The 19,048-nt window shown below is 64.8% G+C and carries 18 protein-coding genes; 7 read left to right on the plus strand and 11 right to left on the minus strand.

Annotated features, from left to right (window positions below):
• The first annotated feature begins 5 nt into the window (after positions 1-5).
• From AU175_RS11370 to AU175_RS11380, 3 genes are read left to right on the plus strand one after another with little or no spacing between them, the layout of a single operon-like run.
• Positions 6-887, plus strand: a complete 882-nt coding sequence (locus AU175_RS11370) for a branched-chain amino acid ABC transporter permease (protein ID WP_066288747.1) — start codon at positions 6-8, stop codon at positions 885-887.
• An 8-nt stretch (positions 888-895) separates the two neighbouring features.
• On the plus strand, positions 896-1,963 hold the full coding sequence (locus tag AU175_RS11375; RefSeq protein ID WP_066290996.1) for a branched-chain amino acid ABC transporter permease: 1,068 nt from the start codon (positions 896-898) through the stop codon (positions 1,961-1,963).
• Positions 1,960-3,216, plus strand: a complete 1,257-nt coding sequence (locus AU175_RS11380) for an ABC transporter substrate-binding protein (RefSeq protein WP_066288752.1) — start codon at positions 1,960-1,962, stop codon at positions 3,214-3,216. The genes AU175_RS11375 and AU175_RS11380 overlap by 4 nt, the downstream gene beginning before the upstream one ends.
• A 5-nt stretch (positions 3,217-3,221) precedes the next feature.
• Here AU175_RS11380 and AU175_RS11385 read toward each other — a convergent pair whose 3' ends face one another.
• The 8 genes from AU175_RS11385 to AU175_RS11420 all read right to left on the minus strand — a co-directional run bounded on the left by AU175_RS11385 (position 3,222) and on the right by AU175_RS11420 (position 11,479).
• Positions 3,222-3,842, minus strand: a complete 621-nt coding sequence (locus tag AU175_RS11385) for a PadR family transcriptional regulator (RefSeq protein WP_066288754.1) — start codon at positions 3,840-3,842, stop codon at positions 3,222-3,224.
• A 72-nt stretch (positions 3,843-3,914) separates the two neighbouring features.
• Positions 3,915-5,327 (minus strand): vanillate/3-O-methylgallate O-demethylase, encoded by a 1,413-nt coding sequence (gene ligM / locus AU175_RS11390; protein WP_066288756.1) that lies wholly within the window; start codon positions 5,325-5,327, stop codon positions 3,915-3,917.
• A 71-nt stretch (positions 5,328-5,398) separates the two neighbouring features.
• Positions 5,399-6,292 (minus strand): methylenetetrahydrofolate reductase, encoded by an 894-nt coding sequence (locus AU175_RS11395; RefSeq protein ID WP_331711944.1) that lies wholly within the window; start codon positions 6,290-6,292, stop codon positions 5,399-5,401.
• Between the two features lie 108 nt (positions 6,293-6,400).
• A complete protein-coding gene (locus AU175_RS11400) occupies positions 6,401-7,894 on the minus strand; it encodes an aldehyde dehydrogenase family protein (RefSeq protein ID WP_066288760.1) in 1,494 nt (497 codons plus the stop codon).
• Positions 7,895-7,938: 44 nt separating this feature from the next.
• Complete coding sequence (locus AU175_RS11405) at positions 7,939-8,919, minus strand: VOC family protein (protein WP_066288764.1); 981 nt, start codon at positions 8,917-8,919, stop codon at positions 7,939-7,941.
• Positions 8,920-8,944: 25 nt separating this feature from the next.
• Positions 8,945-10,024, minus strand: a complete 1,080-nt coding sequence (locus AU175_RS11410; protein WP_066288766.1) for a 4-oxalomesaconate tautomerase — start codon at positions 10,022-10,024, stop codon at positions 8,945-8,947.
• Positions 10,011-10,751 carry a 4-carboxy-4-hydroxy-2-oxoadipate aldolase/oxaloacetate decarboxylase gene (locus tag AU175_RS11415; RefSeq protein WP_066288769.1) on the minus strand — a complete coding sequence of 247 codons (741 nt, stop codon included), beginning with the start codon at positions 10,749-10,751 and terminating at the stop codon, positions 10,011-10,013. Before AU175_RS11415 ends, AU175_RS11410 begins: the two co-directional genes overlap by 14 nt.
• Positions 10,748-11,479 (minus strand): PIG-L deacetylase family protein, encoded by a 732-nt coding sequence (locus AU175_RS11420; protein WP_066288772.1) that lies wholly within the window; start codon positions 11,477-11,479, stop codon positions 10,748-10,750. Before AU175_RS11420 ends, AU175_RS11415 begins: the two co-directional genes overlap by 4 nt.
• A 424-nt stretch (positions 11,480-11,903) precedes the next feature.
• Here AU175_RS11420 and ligM (AU175_RS11425) point away from each other — a divergent pair, with 424 nt between their 5' ends.
• On the plus strand, positions 11,904-13,343 hold the full coding sequence (ligM, locus tag AU175_RS11425) for a vanillate/3-O-methylgallate O-demethylase (RefSeq protein ID WP_066288775.1): 1,440 nt from the start codon (positions 11,904-11,906) through the stop codon (positions 13,341-13,343).
• Position 13,344: 1 nt separating this feature from the next.
• Here ligM (AU175_RS11425) and AU175_RS11430 read toward each other — a convergent pair whose 3' ends face one another.
• Positions 13,345-14,046 (minus strand): GntR family transcriptional regulator, encoded by a 702-nt coding sequence (locus AU175_RS11430; protein WP_066288778.1) that lies wholly within the window; start codon positions 14,044-14,046, stop codon positions 13,345-13,347.
• 97 nt (positions 14,047-14,143) lie between these two features.
• Between AU175_RS11430 and AU175_RS11435 the strand changes: the two genes are divergently transcribed.
• Positions 14,144-14,929, plus strand: coding sequence for an NAD(P)-dependent oxidoreductase (locus tag AU175_RS11435; RefSeq protein ID WP_066288781.1), 786 nt, complete (start codon positions 14,144-14,146; stop codon positions 14,927-14,929).
• A gap of 139 nt (positions 14,930-15,068) precedes the next feature.
• On the opposite strand, the gene AU175_RS11440 is transcribed toward AU175_RS11435, so the two are convergent.
• The gene (locus tag AU175_RS11440) at positions 15,069-15,305 is read right to left on the minus strand and encodes a hypothetical protein (RefSeq protein ID WP_066288784.1); all 237 of its coding nucleotides are present in this window, start codon (positions 15,303-15,305) and stop codon (positions 15,069-15,071) included.
• A gap of 172 nt (positions 15,306-15,477) precedes the next feature.
• On the opposite strand from AU175_RS11440, the gene AU175_RS11445 reads away from it, so the two are divergent.
• Complete coding sequence (locus tag AU175_RS11445; protein WP_066288787.1) at positions 15,478-15,963, plus strand: hypothetical protein; 486 nt, start codon at positions 15,478-15,480, stop codon at positions 15,961-15,963.
• 7 nt (positions 15,964-15,970) lie between these two features.
• Here AU175_RS11445 and AU175_RS11450 read toward each other — a convergent pair whose 3' ends face one another.
• A complete protein-coding gene (locus tag AU175_RS11450; protein ID WP_066288789.1) occupies positions 15,971-17,197 on the minus strand; it encodes a pyridoxal phosphate-dependent aminotransferase in 1,227 nt (408 codons plus the stop codon).
• Positions 17,198-17,297: 100 nt separating this feature from the next.
• On the opposite strand from AU175_RS11450, the gene AU175_RS11455 reads away from it, so the two are divergent.
• Positions 17,298-19,031, plus strand: a complete 1,734-nt coding sequence (locus AU175_RS11455; RefSeq protein ID WP_066290998.1) for a glycoside hydrolase family 13 protein — start codon at positions 17,298-17,300, stop codon at positions 19,029-19,031.
• Positions 19,032-19,048: the final 17 nt, after the last annotated feature.

Here is a 19,048-nt window from a genome sequence, read left to right on the forward strand (position 1 = left end):
ACCACATGGGCACCTTTATACAACTTGTGGTCGACGGGCTTTCGACCGGCTCAATCTACGCGGCCTTGGCCCTGGCCATTGTGCTTGTGAACCAGGCGACCGGCCTGATCAACTTCGCTCAGGGCGGCATGGCCGTACTGTCCGCTTACACCGCCTATGCATTCCTGCAGCTCGGGCTGCCGCTCATCGTCGCCATCCTGGTCGCTGTGGTGATTTCGTTCCTCATGGGTGCGGTGATCGAGCGGTTGCTCGTCCGCAGGTTCGAGGGGGGCGATCCCGACACGGCCGTTGTGGTGACCATCGGTCTGCTCACTCTGGTCACCGGCATCTCCGCCGTACTCTGGGGCTACAACAACCTGGCGTTCCCTTCGCTTTTCCCGCTGACGAGCGTGGAGATCCTCGGCGCGGTGGTGAGTGTCCGGTCGCTCGCGACAACAGTGACAATTGTGGCGATCATGGTGGTTCTGCAGGTGCTCTTCCTCCGAACCAAGCTGGGGCTCGCGCTCCGGGCTGTCGCCGACAATCCGGGTTCCGCTGCCTTCTCGGGCCTGCCTGTCGGCCGGCTGCTGATGGTCGGCTGGGGGCTCGCCGCGGTTTTGGGAGCGATCGCCGGCGTCCTGGTTGCCCCGCAACTGACCCTCACCCCGGGCATGCTCGATACGGCGCTCGTCTACGCGCTCGCCGCCGTGATCCTGGGCGGCCTGAGCAGCCCGATCGGATGTGTGGTGGCTGCTTCGGCTATCGGCGTGCTTGAGAACCTCGTGGCCGTTTACGTGCCGCTCATAGGGCATGACCTCAAGATTGCAGTGCCGTTTGTGCTGATCTTCGTTATCCTCGTCATCCGTCCCCAAGGCCTGTTTGGACGAAAGGTCGTGGTGAGGGTCTGATGCCCGCGATGTCCTCTGTTCTTGCGAATAAATCCACGCGCGTCATCCTGATTGCGGTAGTGGCCATCGCGTTGGTCGTTGCCCCGCTTATCCTGCCGGCGTTCACGAACCAGACGCTGGTGCGCATCGGAGTCTATGCCGTGGCCGTGCTGGGCCTGAACATCGTGATGGGCTACACCGGGCAAGTAAACCTTGGGCAGATCTTCTTCGTCGGGCTCGGGGCGTATGTCACCGCCTACGGTGTCAACCACGACTGGAACATCATCCTGGTGTTCGTCGCGGCCTGCGTCGTTCCGGGCCTCGTTGGGCTGCTTGTGGCCCTGGCCGCAGCCCGGCTCGGTGGCCTGGCGATAGCGATGGTCACCATCGCCCTGCCGATCGTAGGTGTGCCCCTGGCCAAGCGCCTTGATGAGTTCACCGGCGGCTCGCAGGGCACCTCAGCCCGCTTCACGGATGCGCCGGACTGGTCGGGTCTCTACAACGACCAGTGGCAGTTCTACATTGTGTTGCTCGTGACGGCCGCCGCGTTCCTGCTGGGCCGCAGCCTCGTCCGGGGCAAGTACGGCCGGGCATTCGGCGTGGTGCGGGAGAACGAGGCCGTCGCCGCGTCCATGGGCATCTCGCCGTACCGGACCAAGGTGCTCGCATTCACGGTCGCATCGATCTTCGGCGGTGCAAGCGGCTTCCTTTACCTCGCAGCCGTGCAGTACACCTCTCCGGAGACCCTCAGCTTCGGCCACTCCATCAGCCTCGTGGCCGCGATGGTCATCGGCGGCGCGGGAAGCATCGCTGGCGCGCTTATCGGCGGCGCCTACTATGTCTTCGTTCCGCAGCTGACGAACGCCATCGATCCGAATTTGACCACCATCAGCCAGGGCGCGATTCTCCTCGTAGTGCTCTTCCTGTTGCCCCAAGGACTGGTCAGCCTTCCGCGAGTGGTCCGTCGGCTCTTCCGCCGGCGCACGTCCCGCTCCTCACTACCGGGGAATCCCCCGCAGAACTCTCCTGTGCATCAGCCGGCTACTGACGCCGCGCGGGAGGGACTCGAAAAAACAGAGAGGCAAGATCGATCATGAAGATTAGAAATAAGCCAGACGGGGTCCTCGGTATCGTCGCTATGGCGTCGATCATCGCGCTCTCCCTATCAGGTTGCGCCCGCGACGGTGCCGGGCAGGGTAACGGCTCGGGCTCGAGCCCCGGCATCACAGACACAGCGATCACGCTTGGGGTCACCACTCCGCTCAGCGGTCCGACAGCCGGGCCTGGAACCTGCACTGTCGCGGGCCTCGCCGCCTACTTCGGTTCAGTGAACGCGGCTGGCGGGGTGGAGTTCGGCGACGGCAAGACGCGCACCGTCGACATCAAGTCCTACGACGACGCATACGATCCGCAGAAAGCGCTGTCGAACTTCCAGCAGATGGTGTCCGATGGCGTATTTGCCGTCACATCCGGTCTCGGTACCCCCACCAACCGCGCCTTCCGCGAAGCCGCTATCAGCCAACAGGTCCCGCAGGTGCTCGTGATGACCGGTGACCCCCTGTTCAGCGACCGGGAGGAAAGCCCGTGGCAGCTCGGGTTCGTACCGATTTACGAGAATGAAGGAGCTGCCTTCGGCAAGCTGCTGGCAGAGTCGGACGCTCAGCATAAGGTCGCGATCCTTTCCCAGAACGACGACTATGGCAAGGGATACGTTGCGGGGTTCAAGGAAGCCATCGGGGGCGCAGCGAATGTCTCGGTCGTTGGAGAACTGACGTACGAGGCCACCGACACGTCGGTCGATGCGCAGCTCACCCAACTCGCTGCGTCAGGTGCCGACGTCTTCTTCAACGCGATGTCGATCACTCCGCTGGTGATCTCCTCGCTGCAGAAGGCGCAACAGATTGGCTGGACCCCCAGCTGGTTCCTCCCGTCCAATACGTCGAGCCCGACGGCGATCCTCCAGCCCGGAGGTGCGGGTGCCTACCCAGGCATTTACTCGGTGTCGTTCTCCAAGGCGCCGCAGAGCCCGGCCTTCGCCCAGGACGCCGACGTCGTCAAGTTCCTGGCGGACCTCAAGCAGTACGGCAACTACCCAGACATGCCTGCGTTCCCGCACTGCATGTGGAGCTACATGGTAGGAGCGACGCTGGAGGAGGCGTTCAAGAACATGACCGAACCCACGCGTGAGAACTTCATGACCGCGCTGAGGGACATCAAGGGCCTGCAGGCGCCACTGATGCTGGAAGGCACGGCTGTGGACACCACCACCGACGGTCAGCCGGCCGTATCGACGGTTCTTGTGCAGAAGTACGACGGCAGGGGATACGGCACCGTTGAGAACTTCGGGTAGTACCGCTACACGCGGGCGGCGTTCGGGTCAGACCAGACACCGCCCGCGTCTGCCAACTGGTCAATCAGCGTCAGTCCGCGCTGCGCCCAGGCGATTTCGCCACGGGCGCGGTCTACAAGGCCCTCGTAGGTGAAGCGTTTGAACGCAATGGTGCGCTCGCGGTCCTCAGGTGCAGTGACCGCGAGGCGCCGCATCAGCATGGGATTGGCGACCTCAGCGATCCTCAGGAGTTCACCTTCCCATTGGGCGAGTTCACCTTCCCATTGCACGATGTGGCGGTGGAAAAAGTCGCGGGCAGCCTCGGGTGTTGCGGTCTCGAGGTAGGCGGCCCGCAGATGGGCCGGGTCGCGGACCCGCGCGTACTCCAGCGGCGCGTGCATCCAGGCGAGGAAGGCCTGCTCCCCGGCATCGGTCACGTGGTAGATGCGCCTGGTGGCCCGCTGGCCCCGCGGCTGCTCCTCACCCTCTATCAGGTTTTCAGCTTCCATCTTGCGGAGCTCGGGGTAGATCTGCGAGTCGGGCGCATGCCACACGTGCCCCACCGACATGGAGAACTGCTTTTGCAGTTCGTAGCCTGAGAGCGGACCCACGCGAAGCAGCGCGAGCAGCGCGTATCGCAGGCTCATGGAGTACTCCTTAGGTGACCGGACCGGGGTTCCAAAGGGCGTCGCCGCACCCTGAAGCCCCAGCATTCCAGCCTAGGCCGACTTGTAGTTGGTACGCCACCCGCCCCGGTAGGTCGCGCGTGCGACAGAAGAGTAGGGTACCGGGCTGACCACGGCACGCACCTCGGTCTGCACGTGCGGCTCGACGGCGGCCTTGGACGTGCCGCCGCCCGGTTCCCCCCAGATGACCTTCAGTTCGGTGCCCTCCGGAACGTTGGGGTCTATCGTCGCGAGCGAAAGCGCCCGCCGCTCGTTGGCGCTGTAGCCGGTGAACATCGAGTAACCGACCACCGTGCCGTCGGCATCAACGACGGAATCGTAGTTCGCGGAACCGTAGTTCGCGAGCGGCAGGTCGAAGAACTTGTAGCTCGGCCCTTCGACGTTGAACAGCGATGCGAATATCGCTGTAACGTCCTCGCCCTCCCAAGCCAGCGTCACCTTCTGGCGTTGCGAGGCAGGATCGATCCGTTCGAGGGCGTCGCGGCCGATGAAGTCATGGTCGAACTTCACAAAAGAACCGTAACCGAGTTCCCAGGGGGTCAGGTAGTAATCCTCGATGTTCGCGGACACGTACGACCCCGCCAGGGTTCCCGTTGCCTCGTATCCGTCAGCGGGAAGCCACTCGCGGTAGCCCCGCTCGGCTTCACCGCTGTAGATGGCCGGCAATGGCGAGGGAATCCAGCCGGACTCGAGGGTATTGGAAGGATAGGCCCGCGAACCGACGGGCACGAGCCCGAACTCCGCCCCGGCTTCGACGATCGCATCCCGGATACGCCCGTGATCGGCGTACGGGCCAAAGATCTCAAGGCCCGGAGCACCTGCCATGCCATGGCGGAGGGTACGGACGTTTGCCCCGTCGATGCTCATTGTTGACATGTTGAAGAACTTGAGCTGCTCAACCGGGCCGCGGTTGAGCTTTTCGATCAGCTGCCAGGCGTTGGGCCCTTGGATCTGGAAACGGTAGTACTGGCGTGTGACCTGCTGGCCGTAGGGCCGCGACGGCGAACGGCGGTCCACGGACATCTCCAGATTGGGGTAGCCGCCGGTTTCGCCATGGTAGAGCAGCCAGTTGGCTGCCGGTGCGCGTCCCACGTAGACAAACTCCTCCTCGGCGAGGCGGAAGAGGATGCCGTCGCCAATAACGTGTCCCGACTCTGTGGTGGGGACGTACTGCTTGGCCCTGTCGACCGGGAACACGGCGGTGGAGTTGATGGCCGTTGATGAGATCAGCTTGATCGCGTCCGGGCCTTTCATGAACAGGTTGTCCATGTGGTGGGACTGGTCGAAGAGCACGGCCGTCTGGCGCCATGCGGTCTGCTCCTTGATCCAGTTCTGGAAGTCGGCCGGAACCACGGGGTAGATGTAGGACCCAATCTGTGAGTTGCGGAGCAAATCCACTGCCCCGCGGGATGAATCCAGGACTTCCTGCAGATTCTTGGGTGCCACGATGAACCTCTCATTCTGTACTTGGTTGTGCGGTTCGGTTTGCTCTCGTTGGCGCCGGGGCTACGGCTGCCTCACTCCTGCCCGGCCGTGAATCGCCGGGCCCAGTTCGCCGTCTCCGACAGGCCGCCGAAGGTGTAGAAGTGAAGCCCTACCTGCCCCGGAAGGCCGGGGCCACGGCCTGCGGAATGGTCTGCGAGTACAGCGGCAAGATCGTTGACAAAGTTGTCAGGTCCGGCCACGCCGACGAGGTTGGTGAGTGAGAAGCCGTACTTCTTCACGATCATTGCATTCGCGCCCACGCCGAATCGGCGGGCAAAGCCCAGAAGGCGCTTGATCCCCGCCGGGCCCGGGGTCCCGACTCGGATCGGAGCAGTGATGCCCTTGGCCCGAACCGCCTCGATCCACTCCGCGACGGGAGCGGTATCGAACGCGAACTGGGTGAAGATGACAGTGTCAAGCCCCTGTTCCTGGAGCGCGGCGGACTTGTCTTCAAGAGCACGCCAGAGGATTTCCGTTGGGATGTCCGGGTGACCCTCGGGGTAACCTCCGATTCCGACTTCGCGTACTCCGAACTCCTGCAGGACGCCGCTGCGAATGACCGAGAGTGAGTCGCTGTAAGGACCCTCGGGGCGGGCGGGGTCACCGCCGACGGCTAGGATGTGTTGCGTGGCGTCCACATCCTGCAGGCGCCCGAGGAACTCCCTGAGCCCCTGTGTGGACTCCAACCGCCGGGCCGAGATGTGGGGTACGGGAACGAAGCCCATTTCCCGGGCTGACCTGGCGGCGGCCACGCGCATCTCAAGGTCTTCGTTGCCCAGGAAAGTCACATTGATCCTGGTGCCAAGGGGGATGAGCGTCCTTGCCTCCAAAAGGGCAGGAATGTCCTTGCCCGTCATCTCGAGGGAGAAGTCCTTCATAAGTTGATGCGATGCTGCACGGTTGATCGCCTGCGTGCTTTTAGTCACAATGCCATGTCCCTTCAGCGGACCCCCATTGCACCTGCCATCCCAATTTTACCTATGTGGATAGGTACTGTCCATAGGCATCTGTTTGGGATGGACGAGGCTCTTCCCTCAGCCCGCGGCCAAGGCGTCGGGATCGAGGTGGGCGATCGCGCGGGTGTCCTGGAATGCCCGGACTCCCTCGATTCCCTGCTCGCGGCCCATTCCGGACTGCTTCATTCCCCCGAACGGAGCGCGCAGGTCGAGCCGGGTAGCGCCATGGTCGTTGACCCAGACATAGCCGCAGACCAGCCGTCCGCCCACGCGGTTGGCTGATTCAGCGTCGGCCGTCCATACCGAGCCGCAGAGTCCGGACCAGGTGTCATTGGCCATCCGGACCGCCTCATCCTCGGTATCGAACGGAATGAGCGGGATCACCGGCCCAAACTGCTCCTGGGTGACGACGCGCAGCGATGGGTCGGGGTTGATCACCAGGGCCGGGCGCAGGAAGTTGCCGCCCTGGAGGTCAGGATCCGGCGGCAGCGTCCCGAACTCCCTGACATCGGCGCCCGCTGCCTTTGCCTCCTCGATGATCTCAGTGACGAAAGCCTTCTGCGCCGGCTGGTGCAACGGTCCCATGGTGGTCCCCTCATCCAGTCCGTAGCCGATGACGGCCTTGTCGAGCCGGGCGGACAGCCCCGCAACCACCTCGTCCAGGCGCGAACGGTGTACGTAGATCCGCTTTGCGTTCATGCAGATCTGCCCGGTGGTGTCGAAGATCGAGGCGTAGAGCCGGTCCAGGTGGGCGTCGTCGAGGACTGCATCCTCCAGCATGACGGCTGCGTCGTTTCCGCCGAGCTCCAGCGTCACCCTGGTCAGGGATTTGGAAGCCATCTCCATAATGCGTTTGCCGCCGGCGACGCTGCCGGTAAAGCAGACCTTCGCGACGTCGGGGCTGGTGATCAGTGCCGACAGATCGGCGTCGTTCCCGGTCACCACGTTGAGCACACCCGGAGGAAGTTTCTCGGCAATCCTTTGGACCACGCGTGTGGTGGCCAGCGGTGTGGTGGGCGGCGGCTTGACGATGGCGGTGTTGCCCGCGAGAAGCGCGTGAGGCAGCGAGGCCGCGAGGATGGCGATCGGCCAGTTGAACGGCACGATCACCGTCACCACTCCCAGCGGCTGGTACTGAACGGTGGTGGACACAGGGATGCCCGGCGCCGGGGGAAGCACCTTGGCCGCATCCACGTCGTCGGCGAGGTCAAGCGCAAGGTTCCACCGGATCTCGAACACGAGCGAGTCCACCCATGACTCCATCCGGATCTTCCCGTTCTCCTGGGACAGGATCGCGGCATCCTCATCCCTGTAGTCCGCGATGCCCTCGAGGGCGGTACGCATCTGGTCCGCGCGCTCCCTGGTGCTCAATGCCGACCAGCCGGCGTAGGCTCCCTTCGCCGCCGCAATCGCGTCCTCGACGTCGGCGGGACCAGCAGCCGCTGCATAGCCGACGATAACGCCTGGCTTGCCCGGGTCCACGACTTTGAGCGTGGAGTCTGACTGACGCTCCGTGCCCCCGATGTAAAGGCCCGTGGTCACCGGCGCCGACGTATTGATGGTGTTGGTCATGACTTTGCACCTTTCTGTGCAGTACTTGCGGTTTTTTCATGTCGTCACTGGCGGACGACGGGTGTTCCATGAGTGTGGAACGTTTCGATGGTCTTCATTCCCCAGGCCTGCCCTTTTTTGCGTTCTTCCTGGGTCCACTCCACCACCGGCGAGTCGGGGTCCAGCAACAGCCGCGCACCGGCGTTGGCGAGTTCAATGCGGTTGCCGCCGGGCTCCCAGACATAGAGGAAAAAGGTCTGGTTGATGGCATGCTTGTGCGGGCCTGACTCGATGTGGATGCCGTTCTCCAGGAAGATATCGGCTGCCTTGAGGATGTCCTCGCGGGTGTCAGGGGCGAAAGCGACGTGGTGCAGCCGGTTGCCGTGCTTAAGCCAGTCATCCGAGTAAACGATGTCGTAGGACTTGTTGTTGAAGTGGAACCACCAGGCGGCGTAACCGCCGTCGTCCAGCTTGATCCGTTCACTTTCGCGTCCCCGCAGGGCTGTAGCCACGAATTCTCCGTTGGCCACCACATCCCTGGCAAGGTAATTAATATGGTCCAGCCGCCTGGCGTTGACGCCTCGGCCCGGAAACGCGGAGGCCTGGTTCTTCAAGGCAGGCTTGTCATCGGTAGCCACGTACCGCTCGGTTTCATAGTAAATAGCCATGTCGTGCCCGTCGGGATCCCGAAAAGCATAGGCGGGGCCGGTACCCACTTCGCCGTCCACCCAGCCGACTCCGAGTCCAGTGGCTTCGATCGCCGCCACCCGTCGCTCCAGCGCCTCCGGGCTGGTGGTCCGGAACGTCGTCCGGCCAACGCCGGCGGCATCGGATGCGGTGAGCTTCAGCGTATAAAGCTGATATTCGTCCCACGTGCGCAGGTACACCGATTTCTTTCCGGCCCTGCCATTTCCGGGGTCGCCGGACTCCGCGACGACACGCATGGCGAGCAGGTCGCGAAAGAACCACAGGCTTTCGTCGAACGTAGGCGTCAGCAGCTCCACATTCCCCAGGTGGGCGACGTCGAACGAGGTGTAATCGGTCATGGACTTTTCCTCTCCAGGGTCGCTTTCACAGGCGGGGGCGCGGGAAGACGCGCCCGTCGAAAATCTTCCGCGCAGTGCGGAGGGCTGCAGAAGTGGTGACAGTGAACCCGTCAGGGGTTGATTCGACTCCGATTTCGACGTCGAAGTGGCCGGTGGGATGTTCGATCCGCAGCGGGGAGCCGGGTGACGGCAGCGCCGCGAGTCCGCGGCCCACCGACCCCTCAGCGAGCACTCCCGCGCCGACGGTAAGGGCCCCCAGCACCCCAATTGATGTGTGCACACGCACCGGCAGGAAACTGCGGGTGGCAATGGCGCCGCCGGCGCGCGGCGGGGCCAGCAGCACCAGCTTCGGCACGGTGGCGTCCGTGACATCTCCCATGCCCATCACCTTGGCCGCCTCAAGGCGGAGCCCCTTCAGGCGGTCTGCCAGATCGCCGTCGGCCTCAAGGTCCTCAGGTGACTCGTCGCCCTCCAGCCCGAGGTCGGCGGCGCGCATCAGGACGGTGGGCATGCCATTGTCCACGCACGTGACGTCCACTCCGGCAACCCGGTCCAGCACGTTGCCGGATGGGAACAGCGCCCCTGTTGACGAGCCGGCGGTTCCCTCGAAGTTGAGCCTGATTGCGCCCGCACTGCCGGGGACGCCGTCGATCTCGAGGCCGCCGTCGTAGTCCACCAGGCCGCCGGGGGTGGCGAACCTGGCAATCGCCAGGCTGTCCGTGTTCAGCATGCGGATGCGGACGTCGGTGTGCCCGTCGCCGGCCGGAACGAGGCCGCGTTCAACCGCGAACGGGCCGACGCCGGCCAGGATGTTGCCGCAGTTCTGGCGGTCCGTCACGAACGCGCTGTCGACGCCCAACTGGAGGAAGAGATAGTCGACGTCGGCGCCGCCGTCGGCTGACGGTGAGATGACAGCGACCTTGCTCGTGAGGGGGTGCGCACCGCCAAGCCCGTCGATCTGCCGTGGATCGGGTGTGCCCATGATTCGCAGGAGCAGGTTGTCGCGTTCGTCGGGGTCTGCGGGGAGGTCCGCGGCGAGGAAGAACGCACCCTTGGAGGTGCCGCCGCGCATATACAGGCAAGGGATCCCCTCAACCGCGGCCATGATCCGCCCCGTACTCGGCATCCCCGTACTCAGAGCCTCCGTACTCGGCAGCGCTGACGTACCGCACTCCCAGGTCCTCCAACACGCTCCGAAGCCGGTTGCGGTCCAGGCTCAGCTCGCCCTCGAGATAGGCCGCCCGGGACTCCGCCTCCTTCATCACCCTTGCATCGGCTGCTTCGCGGGCTGTCTGCGCCTCGAGGCGCGGAACGCACAGTACGCCGTCGTCATCGGCCACAATAATGTCGCCCGGACGTACCACCGTGCCGCCGACCGTTATCGGCACATTCACCGAGCCGGCAGTCGCCTTGACAGTTCCCTGTGCGTTGACCGCGGCGGACCAGACGGGGAACCCCATGGCCCGCAGGTCAGCGACATCCCGGACCCCGCCCGTTGTCACGAGCCCACGCACCCCGCGGTGCTGCAGCGCCGTCGCGAACAGTTCTCCGAACGATCCATCAAGCGAGGGGGAGGCAGTGGTCACAACAAGCACATCGCCTTCGCGGCACTGCTCCACCGCAGCATGGATCATCAGGTTGTCGCCGGGCCAGCACAGCACGGTGACAGCCGAACCGGCAATGCGGATCCCTTCCTGGATGGGGCGGAGCGAGGCGCCCACCAGCCCTGTGCGCCCGATTGCTTCGTGTACAGTCGCGACGCCGTGCGACCTGAGGGCGTCAATGGACGAAGGATCCGCCCGCGGGACGTCAGTGACCACTACGGTCTTCATTCGAGGACCTTGGTGACCTGCGGGTAGTAGCGCATGTAGGCCTCTCCCTTGGTGTCAACCGGAAGGCCGAGGTTCGGACCCGCATTGCGCCTGACCTGGACGCCGCGGCGCACCGCCAGTGACGTGTAGTAGTCCCACATGTGCTGCTGGGCCGGCAGGCATTGCATGGCCTGCTCCTTGGCGGCGAAGGCGGCGGTGATATCCAGCAGGACGTCGGGTTTGAAGTCGCATTGTTCGGGCTGATGGGGCTCGAAGAAGAACACCGGCGGTGCACCCAGCACGTCGCCCGGGGCCTCGTAACCGATTGCCTGGGCAAGGATCCTGGCCTCGATTGCCAGCTTGCCGGCTGCGGGGTGGTCACCGTTGTAAGGGTCCAGCAGGGGGTGTGTCAGCACGACGGTAGGCTGCAGCCGCCGGTAGATCCGCACCAGCTCATCAAGCAGTTCCCGGCTCGGCAGAAGGGGATAATCCCCGGCGTCGAGGAATTCGATTTCGGCGCCGAGGGCCGCGGCGGCGGCCTCGGCCTCTTCGCGCCGGATCGCCTTGATTTCGTCCAGGGACTTTCCCGCCAGCCACTGGCTGGCGGACTCGCCGCGCTCACCATACGAGAGGCAGACGACGACGGCGCGGTCACCGCGGGCAGTCGCGGCGGCGATGGCGCCGCCGGCCCGCCAGACGAAGTCGCCGGCGTGCGCACTCACGACCAGCACGGTGCCTCCATTGGCCATGATGGGTCCCTCCCGGATCGCTGTCCCATCTCTCCGCATCCTCTTGCCAGACAACCACTCTCTGGTACTCCGGTCAAGGCATCGGCTACAATTTTGTTACCAATCCTGACCCTCGTGTTTGTTGCTTCCACTGTTACTGCAACGGCCTGGATCGCCCGGTGCGATCCCCGCCGTCAGCGAACAAAGGAGTTCACCGTGTCGCAAACATCGCAGGAAGCGACCGGACGGCTGGGCTCGTCGGTCGGACGGCTGCGCAACTCGACGGCACGGCCCACCGTGGACTACCAGGGTCCACCTCATCGGCGACGCTATCCTTGCCCATCTCGACGCGGACTCTTACAACCTCGTGGGCCATCCCATGGTGGAAAGCCATCGCGCAGCCTGATGGCGCGGACACAACCGACCGACACAAAGGAGAAACCTCATGGCACGGAAGACCCTGCAGGATGTTCTCGACGAGGCAGGCAACACAGTCGAACTCTTGCGCAACTCCCAACTTGGTACCTACATCTACCCCGTGGTCCCGGCCGAGTTCACCAACTGGCGCCGCGAGCAGCGGGCCTGGCGTCAGACCGCTGTGCTCTACGACCAGTCCCACCACATGGTGAACTTCTTCATGAACGGCCCAGGCGCCCTCAAGCTCCTTTCCGATACCGGCATCAACAGCTTCGCAAACTTCCCCGTGAACACGGCCAAGCAGTTCGTGCCGACGGCGTCCAACGGCGGGGTAATCGGCGACGGGATTCTCTTCCACCTGGCTGAGAACGAGTTCGTCTACGTCGGCCGTGCCCCCACCGCGAACTGGCTCCAGTTCCACGCCGAGACCGGAGGATACGACGTCGAGTGCAGGTATGACGACCGGTCGCCGTCGCGTCCTTACGGCCAGGCGGTTCACCGCGAGTTCTACCGCTTCCAGATCCAGGGCCCGAAGGCCTGGCAGATCATCGAGAAACTCAACAGGGGAACGCTCGAGCAGGTGAAGTTCTTCCACATGGGCCACCTGGGCATTGCAGGGGAGCAGGTGCGTACCCTGCGCCACGGGATGGCCGGTGCACCCGGACTGGAGATTTGGGGGCCGTATGAGCAGCACGGAAAGGTCCGGGACGCGGTGCTCGAGGCAGGCGCGGAATTCGGCCTCGAACCGTGCGGGTCACGCGCCTACTCGTCGAACACCCTCGAGTCCGGCTGGATCCCCTCGCCGTTGCCCGCGATCTACAGCGGCGAAGCCGAACGCGGCTACCGTGAGTGGTTGCCCGCGACGAGTTACGAAGCGATCAACGCGCTCGCCGGCTCCTTTGTGTCGCAGAATATCGAGGACTACTACTTGACCCCGTGGGAGCTCGGCTATGGCTCGTTCGTGAAGTTCGATCATGACTTCATCGGACGGGACGCCCTCGAACGGATCGATCCTGCCAGGCAGCGCAAGAAGGTCACCTTGGCCTGGAACGACGAGGACCTCGCGAAGATCTGGGCCTCCTTCCTGGACCGCGACAGCATGGGCTACCAGTTCTTCGACGTGCCGAACGCGAACTACGGATCCTCGAACTACGACTCTGTGGTGGATGCCGGCGGCACCGGCGTGGGGCTTTCGCTCTTCACCGGCGTCACCGCCAACGAGCGGCGCGGGCTGTCGCTGGCCACTGTGGATCCCGACGTCGAGATCGGCACGGAGGTCCACGTTATCTGGGGCGAACCCGACGGCGGAACCAGCAAGACCACCGTGGAACCACACGAGCAGTTCAGTGTGCGCGCAGTTGTCAGCCCCGCGCCTTACGCCGTCACCGCACGCACCGAATACCACGGCGGCTGGCGAACCGCTGCAGCCGCTGCTGCCGGAAACCCCGACGCCGGGAGGGAGGTGTGACTCAGCTGTCGGCGGGGGCCCCCGGCTCCGACGTCGAGAGGCTTCGCAGTGCGTCGATCACGCTGAGCAGGTGGCTGCGGACGGCCTGCTCGGCAGCAGCAGGATCGCGGGCGACAACGGCGTCGATGATTGCGGCATGCTCCAACACCGAGATCTTTGCCCGCTGCGGCCGCGACGAGAGTTTGAACTGGTGCCGGACGCTCTGGGCATGCAATCGGGCCAGCACGTCGGAGGCGGTGGCATGATTGCTGAGTTCACGGACCCGGACATCGAGGTAACGGTTCAGGCGCGCATATTCGACAAGGTCGCCCTCGGCGACCGATTCAATCAGCTGGGACCGCAGGCGACCGAGTGCCTCGGCATCCTCGTCGGAAATGCTTGCCGCAGTCTTCGCCGCGCACAGGCCCTCGACACCGATCCGAACCTCAAGGATTTCGATGGCCTCCTCGAGGGAGATCGCCCGCACCCGGGATCCGCGGTGGGGCAGGCGTTCCACGAGGCCTTCGGCTGCGAGCTGGAGCAGCGCAATGCGCACTGTCGCCCGGCTCGCCGAGAAGACGTCGCCGAGATCTGCCTCGACGAGCCGTTGGTTCGGTACGTACTCACCCCGAATGATGGCATCACGGATGAGGTCGGTCACCCTCTGATCGACGGCGGCTTCAGCTTCGGCCACCGGTGAAGCACTTTCAAGCGCTGACGACATGTCGACTCAGACTCCCAAATCACCCGATAACGACGGGCCCCGGATAGGGGCACCCATTTTGTCTACAATCTTAGAACCAACGGAGGGAAGTGCTCCCATGCGCGTTGCCGTTTTGGGTCTCGGGGAAGCCGGAAGCATCTACGCCGCCGATCTCGCCGAGCGGGGACTGAGCGTCAGTGCGTCCGATCCTTTGGCTCCGGCACCGCCGGGTGTCACGCCCGCCGACGACATCGGTGGGGCAGTCCGGGGGGCTGCCCTGGTGTTGAGCCTCGTCGGTGACGAGGCGTCGGAGGCAGTCCTCGAGGAGGCCCTGCCTGCGATGGAGCCGACCGGCATCTTCGCGGACATGAATACCGCTGGTCCTGCTCGAAAGCAGCAGCTCGCGAAGCGCGCGGACCGGGACGGAATCCTTTTCGCCGACGTGGCCATCCTGGCTCCGGTTCCCCGGGCACGGATCACGACACCCTTGGTAGTGAGCGGTTCAGGCGCAGGGGAGTTAGTGCACGTCCTCTCCGGGCTCCGGATACCGGCCACCAGTGTGGGCGACAAGGCCGGGGCTGCCGCCGGACTGAAGCTGCTGCGCAGCGTTTTTATGAAGGGACTTGCCGCTACGGTTCTCGAATCCGTCACGGCCGCCCGGGCTGTTGGGGCCGAGGAGTGGATCATTAACCAGATTGCCTCAGAGCTTGGCCCCGCCGGCCCCGGGCTCGTAGCGCGAATACTTGAAGGCACGCCGGCGCACGCCCGTCGACGCGGGCTTGAGATGAGCGAGGCGCGGCTGTTCCTTGAATCGCTGGGTACCTCGCACTCCATGACAGACGGCGCGATCGAGTGGCTGCGTTCACTGTCGGGATCGGGCGCGTCGCAATCGGATCAAAGCTGACGCAGGTCCCTGCTGTCGCCCTGCGGAAGGCGTCAGCGCAGGCCTGCCGGGCGGCGGGCAGTCCTTACTGACTACGCCCGCCGGCACGGTTGAATGGTGCCGGTGAAGCAACTCCTGGGGCCGACGGCGGCACCGCGGGTCAGGCGACGCGCCAGATGCTGCACTCGTCCGTATTGATCGCCTTGCGCATTCCTGTGTGGCGGTCCATGATCCAGACGACGCCGATGCCCGGGGCGGTCTCCTGGACGCTGCCGCGGCGGATCACCACGTCGTCATAGCTGGGGCCCACGGAGAGGCGGGCTTCGATTTCGTCGCCGCGGTGGAGCTGGTCCAGGGTGCGGACCCGGGTTACATGGGCTTTGACTTCCTTCAACATGGCTGGACCCTCCTGGACTGGAGCTGGACGCCTGCGCTTGCCGGCACTTCCAGTGTGGCGGGGCATTGTTGCGCCCGCGTTTCCTCTCGGTTAGGGGCCGGTTAGATTCCGGCGCCGGGCCAGTTTCCGCGCACATCGGCTGATCCAGCGGCGGGGTGCCTAAGGTGGTGGCATGGAGATCATGGACGGGATCTGGACTGCCGTGCTGGGCGCCGCGGCGGTGGCGCCCCTGGCCACGTTCGGGGTGGTCCTGGTGGCCTACCTGACATACCGGCAGAAGGCGCACGCAGACCGGCGCGACCAATGGTGGAAGCGCGCGCAGTGGGGCATCGACTCGGCCCTGAGCGACGCGGACCCGCAGCGCCGGTTGGCAGGCATCAAGGTACTGGTGCAGCTGATCGGCAGCGACCTGGCCACGGCCGAGGACGCCGAGCTGATGAGCGCGCTGGCCGTGGGCATCCAGGACCAGGAACTGGACCGCCTGGCGTCGCTGGAGGGCGTTCCCGGGGTCCGTCCCGGTGCCGGCCAGCGGCCGGACCGCGAAGTACGCCTGCCCTCCAGGAGCATGACCTTACCCGTCGGTTCGCCGGCGGCGGCCCTCGTCCTGCGGGAGGCTGAGAGGCTTATCGACGCCGCGAAGGAACGGACAGCGCTCTAGCTGCGGGTCAGTCCGCCACGCTGCTGCGGTACGTCGCCAGGAACGTGGAGATCCGGCGCACGGCTTCCTCGATGTCCAGGACCGAGGGGAGGATCACAAAGCGGAAGTGATCCGGTGCCGGCCAATTGAAGGCTGAGCCGTGGGATACCAGGATCTTCTGGTCCTGCAGGAGGTCCAGCACGAACTGCTCATCGCTCCTGATCGGGTAAAGCTCCGGATCAAGGCGGGGAAACAGGTACATGGCTCCTGCCGCGGGGACGCACGTGACGCCGGGAATTGCGGTGAGGAGCTTGAAGGCGAGGTCGCGCTGGTCGCGCAGCCTGCCCCCGGGCTTCACCAGCGCCTCGATGCTTTGGTAGCCGCCCAGGCAGGTCTGGATTGCATGCTGGGCGGGGACGTTGGGGCACAGGCGCAGCGAGGCAAGGAGCTCCAGTCCCTCGCGGTAATCCGCAGTGGCCGCGAGGGGACCGGTGACGGCCACCCAGCCCGCCCGGTACCCGGGCATGCGGTAGGCCTTGGACAGGCCGCTGAAGGTCAGGCAGCACACGTCTTCAGCGACGGCGGCCGTGTGGATGTGCTGGGCGTCCTCGTAAAGCACCTTCTCGTAGATCTCGTCCGAGAACAGGACCAGGTTGTGCTTTCGGGCCAGCGAGGCGAACTGTTCCAGCACGTGGCGGGGGTATACAGCGCCGGTGGGGTTGTTGGGGTTGATGATCACGATCCCCTTGGTGCGGCCGGTGATCTTCGCTTCCACGTCTGCAAGGTCCGGCCACCAGTTGTCGGCCTCGTCGCAAAGGTAGTGCACCGGCGTGCCGCCGGTCAGGGTCACCGCGGCCGTCCAGAGCGGGTAGTCCGGTGCCGGGACCAGGATTTCGTCGCCGTTCTCCATGAATGCCTGCAGGCACATGGAGATGAGTTCGCTGACGCCGTTGCCGATGAAGATGTCCTCCACCCCGATCTGCATCAGGCCGCGGGTCTGGTAGTACTGCGAAATGGCTGTCCGGGCCGAGAAGATTCCCTTGGAATCGCTGTACCCCTGCGCGTCGCGCAGGTGGTGGATCATGTCCACCACCACCGATTCCGGCGTCTCCAGCCCGAACGGAGCGGTGTCTCCGAGGTTCATCTTGAGGATCCGGTGTCCCTCGGCCTCCATGTTCTTGGCCGCCTGGAGGATCGGCCCGCGGAGTTCATACCGGACGTTCTGGAGTTTGCTGGAGTGTTGCATAGCGCGCATGGTTGATCCTTTCACAGCAGGGGCCATTGACCGCAGTACCTACGGGAACCAGACTTTCACTGAGCCTGCATCCCGTCGCGCCGTGTACCAGGAGGAATCCATGACCAGCCAGGAAATCCAGTCGGAAACGGCCCGCCGTGCGGGGCGGGAATGGTTCAAGAGCGCCGTCGTCTACCAGATCTACCCCCGCAGCTTCGCTGATTCCGACGGCGATGGCGTGGGCGACCTGCGCGGGATCATCGGGCGGCTGGACTACCTTCGGAACCTGGGCGTCGACGTCGTCTGGCTTTCCCCGGTCTACCGCTCGCCGCAGGACGACAACGGCTACGACATCAGCGACTACCGTGATATCGACCCGGTGTTCGGTGACCTCGGCACCCTGGACGAACTGCTGGATGGCCTCCACACCCGCGGCATGAAGCTGGTGATGGACCTGGTGGTCAACCACACCTCGGACGAGCATCCGTGGTTTGTCGAATCCCGCTCGTCCAAGGACAACCCGAAACGGGACTGGTACTGGTGGCGCCCTGCGCGGGACGGTGCGGAGCCCGGCGCTGCCGGCGCCGAACCCAACAACTGGGGCTCCGCGTTCTCCGGCCCGGCGTGGGAGTACGACCCCGCCAGCGGCGAGTACTACCTGCACCTGTTCTCGAAGAAACAGCCGGACCTGAACTGGGAGAACCCGGAGGTCCGTGCCGCCGTCTACGACATGATGAACTGGTGGCTGGACCGCGGCGTCGACGGCTTCCGGATGGACGTCATCAACTTCATCTCCAAGGACCAGGCACTGCCGGACGGCCCGCGGGCTGACGGCATGCTCTATGGCGACGGCGGCCCGCACTATATCTGCGGCCCGAGGATCCACGAATTCCTCCAGGAGATGCACCAGGAGGTCTTCGCCGGCCGGGACAAGGACCTGCTGACCGTGGGCGAAATGCCCGGTGTCACCGTCGAGGACGCCGTCCTGTTCACCGATCCCGCGCGGGAGGAAGTGGACATGGTTTTCCAGTTCGAGCACGTGGCACTGGACCAGGACGGCGGCAACAAATGGCGGCCGAGGAAGCTCCTGCTCACCGACCTGAAGAAGTCCTTGGGCCGCTGGCAGGAGGCGCTGGGGGAGCGTGGCTGGAACAGCCTCTACTGGGGGAACCACGACCAGGCCCGGGCCGTATCCCGGTTTGGCGACGATGGCCAGTTCCGGGAGTTATCCGCCAAAATGCTGGCCGCCATCCTCCACCTGCACCGCGGCACGCCCTACGTCTACCAGGGCGAGGAACTCGGCATGACCAACATGACTTTCGGTGCCATCAGCGACTACCGGGACATTGAAGTCCTGAACCACCACCGTGAGGCCACCACCCACCTCGGCCATACTGACGCCGAGGTACTGGCGGCACTGGCCCCGCTGAACCGGGACAACGCGCGCACTCCCGTCCAGTGGGACGCCACCCGCCACGGCGGCTTTACCACCGGGGCGCCGTGGATCGCCGTGAACCCGAACGCCAACACGATCAACGCCGCCGCGCAGGTGGACGACCCGGACTCGGTGTACAGCTTCTACCGCCGGGTCATCGACCTGCGCCACACGGATCCCTTGGTGGCCTACGGCGACTTCACCATGCTGCTCCCCGACGACGAACACATCTACGCCTTCACGCGATCGTTGCCTGACGCCGAACTGCTGGTGCTGGGCAACTTTTCCGGATCAGTCCAAAGGGCCGACGTCGGCAATCCCGCCTGGGCGGGCGCCGCCCAGGTCCTGGGGAATTACCCGCCCGACGGCGGCACGGACCTCCGGCCGTGGGAAGTGAAGGTCCTGCGCCGGGACCTGTAAGCCGTGACCCGGCACTG

This window comes from Arthrobacter sp. B6, from assembly GCF_001663775.1.
Classification (GTDB): Bacteria; Actinomycetota; Actinomycetes; order Actinomycetales; family Micrococcaceae; genus Arthrobacter.

What these genes read in the sequence shown, in the direction of transcription:
- AU175_RS11385 (WP_066288754.1), bottom strand. Translation starts at nt 3,842, where the DNA reads ATGAGCCTGCGATACGCGCTGCTCGCGCTGCTTCGCGTGGGTCCGCTC.
- AU175_RS11380 (WP_066288752.1), top strand. Translation starts at nt 1,960, where the DNA reads ATGAAGATTAGAAATAAGCCAGACGGGGTCCTCGGTATCGTCGCTATG.
- AU175_RS11450 (WP_066288789.1), bottom strand. Translation starts at nt 17,197, where the DNA reads ATGCGCGCTATGCAACACTCCAGCAAACTCCAGAACGTCCGGTATGAA.
- AU175_RS11400 (WP_066288760.1), bottom strand. Translation starts at nt 7,894, where the DNA reads ATGACCAACACCATCAATACGTCGGCGCCGGTGACCACGGGCCTTTAC.
- AU175_RS11440 (WP_066288784.1), bottom strand. Translation starts at nt 15,305, where the DNA reads ATGTTGAAGGAAGTCAAAGCCCATGTAACCCGGGTCCGCACCCTGGAC.
- AU175_RS11445 (WP_066288787.1), top strand. Translation starts at nt 15,478, where the DNA reads ATGGAGATCATGGACGGGATCTGGACTGCCGTGCTGGGCGCCGCGGCG.
- AU175_RS11430 (WP_066288778.1), bottom strand. Translation starts at nt 14,046, where the DNA reads ATGTCGTCAGCGCTTGAAAGTGCTTCACCGGTGGCCGAAGCTGAAGCC.
- AU175_RS11405 (WP_066288764.1), bottom strand. Translation starts at nt 8,919, where the DNA reads ATGACCGATTACACCTCGTTCGACGTCGCCCACCTGGGGAATGTGGAG.
- ligM (WP_066288775.1), top strand. Translation starts at nt 11,904, where the DNA reads ATGGCACGGAAGACCCTGCAGGATGTTCTCGACGAGGCAGGCAACACA.
- AU175_RS11455 (WP_066290998.1), top strand. Translation starts at nt 17,298, where the DNA reads ATGACCAGCCAGGAAATCCAGTCGGAAACGGCCCGCCGTGCGGGGCGG.
- AU175_RS11420 (WP_066288772.1), bottom strand. Translation starts at nt 11,479, where the DNA reads ATGGCCAATGGAGGCACCGTGCTGGTCGTGAGTGCGCACGCCGGCGAC.
- AU175_RS11415 (WP_066288769.1), bottom strand. Translation starts at nt 10,751, where the DNA reads ATGAAGACCGTAGTGGTCACTGACGTCCCGCGGGCGGATCCTTCGTCC.
- AU175_RS11375 (WP_066290996.1), top strand. Translation starts at nt 896, where the DNA reads ATGTCCTCTGTTCTTGCGAATAAATCCACGCGCGTCATCCTGATTGCG.
- AU175_RS11370 (WP_066288747.1), top strand. Translation starts at nt 6, where the DNA reads ATGGGCACCTTTATACAACTTGTGGTCGACGGGCTTTCGACCGGCTCA.
- AU175_RS11435 (WP_066288781.1), top strand. Translation starts at nt 14,144, where the DNA reads ATGCGCGTTGCCGTTTTGGGTCTCGGGGAAGCCGGAAGCATCTACGCC.
- AU175_RS11410 (WP_066288766.1), bottom strand. Translation starts at nt 10,024, where the DNA reads ATGGCCGCGGTTGAGGGGATCCCTTGCCTGTATATGCGCGGCGGCACC.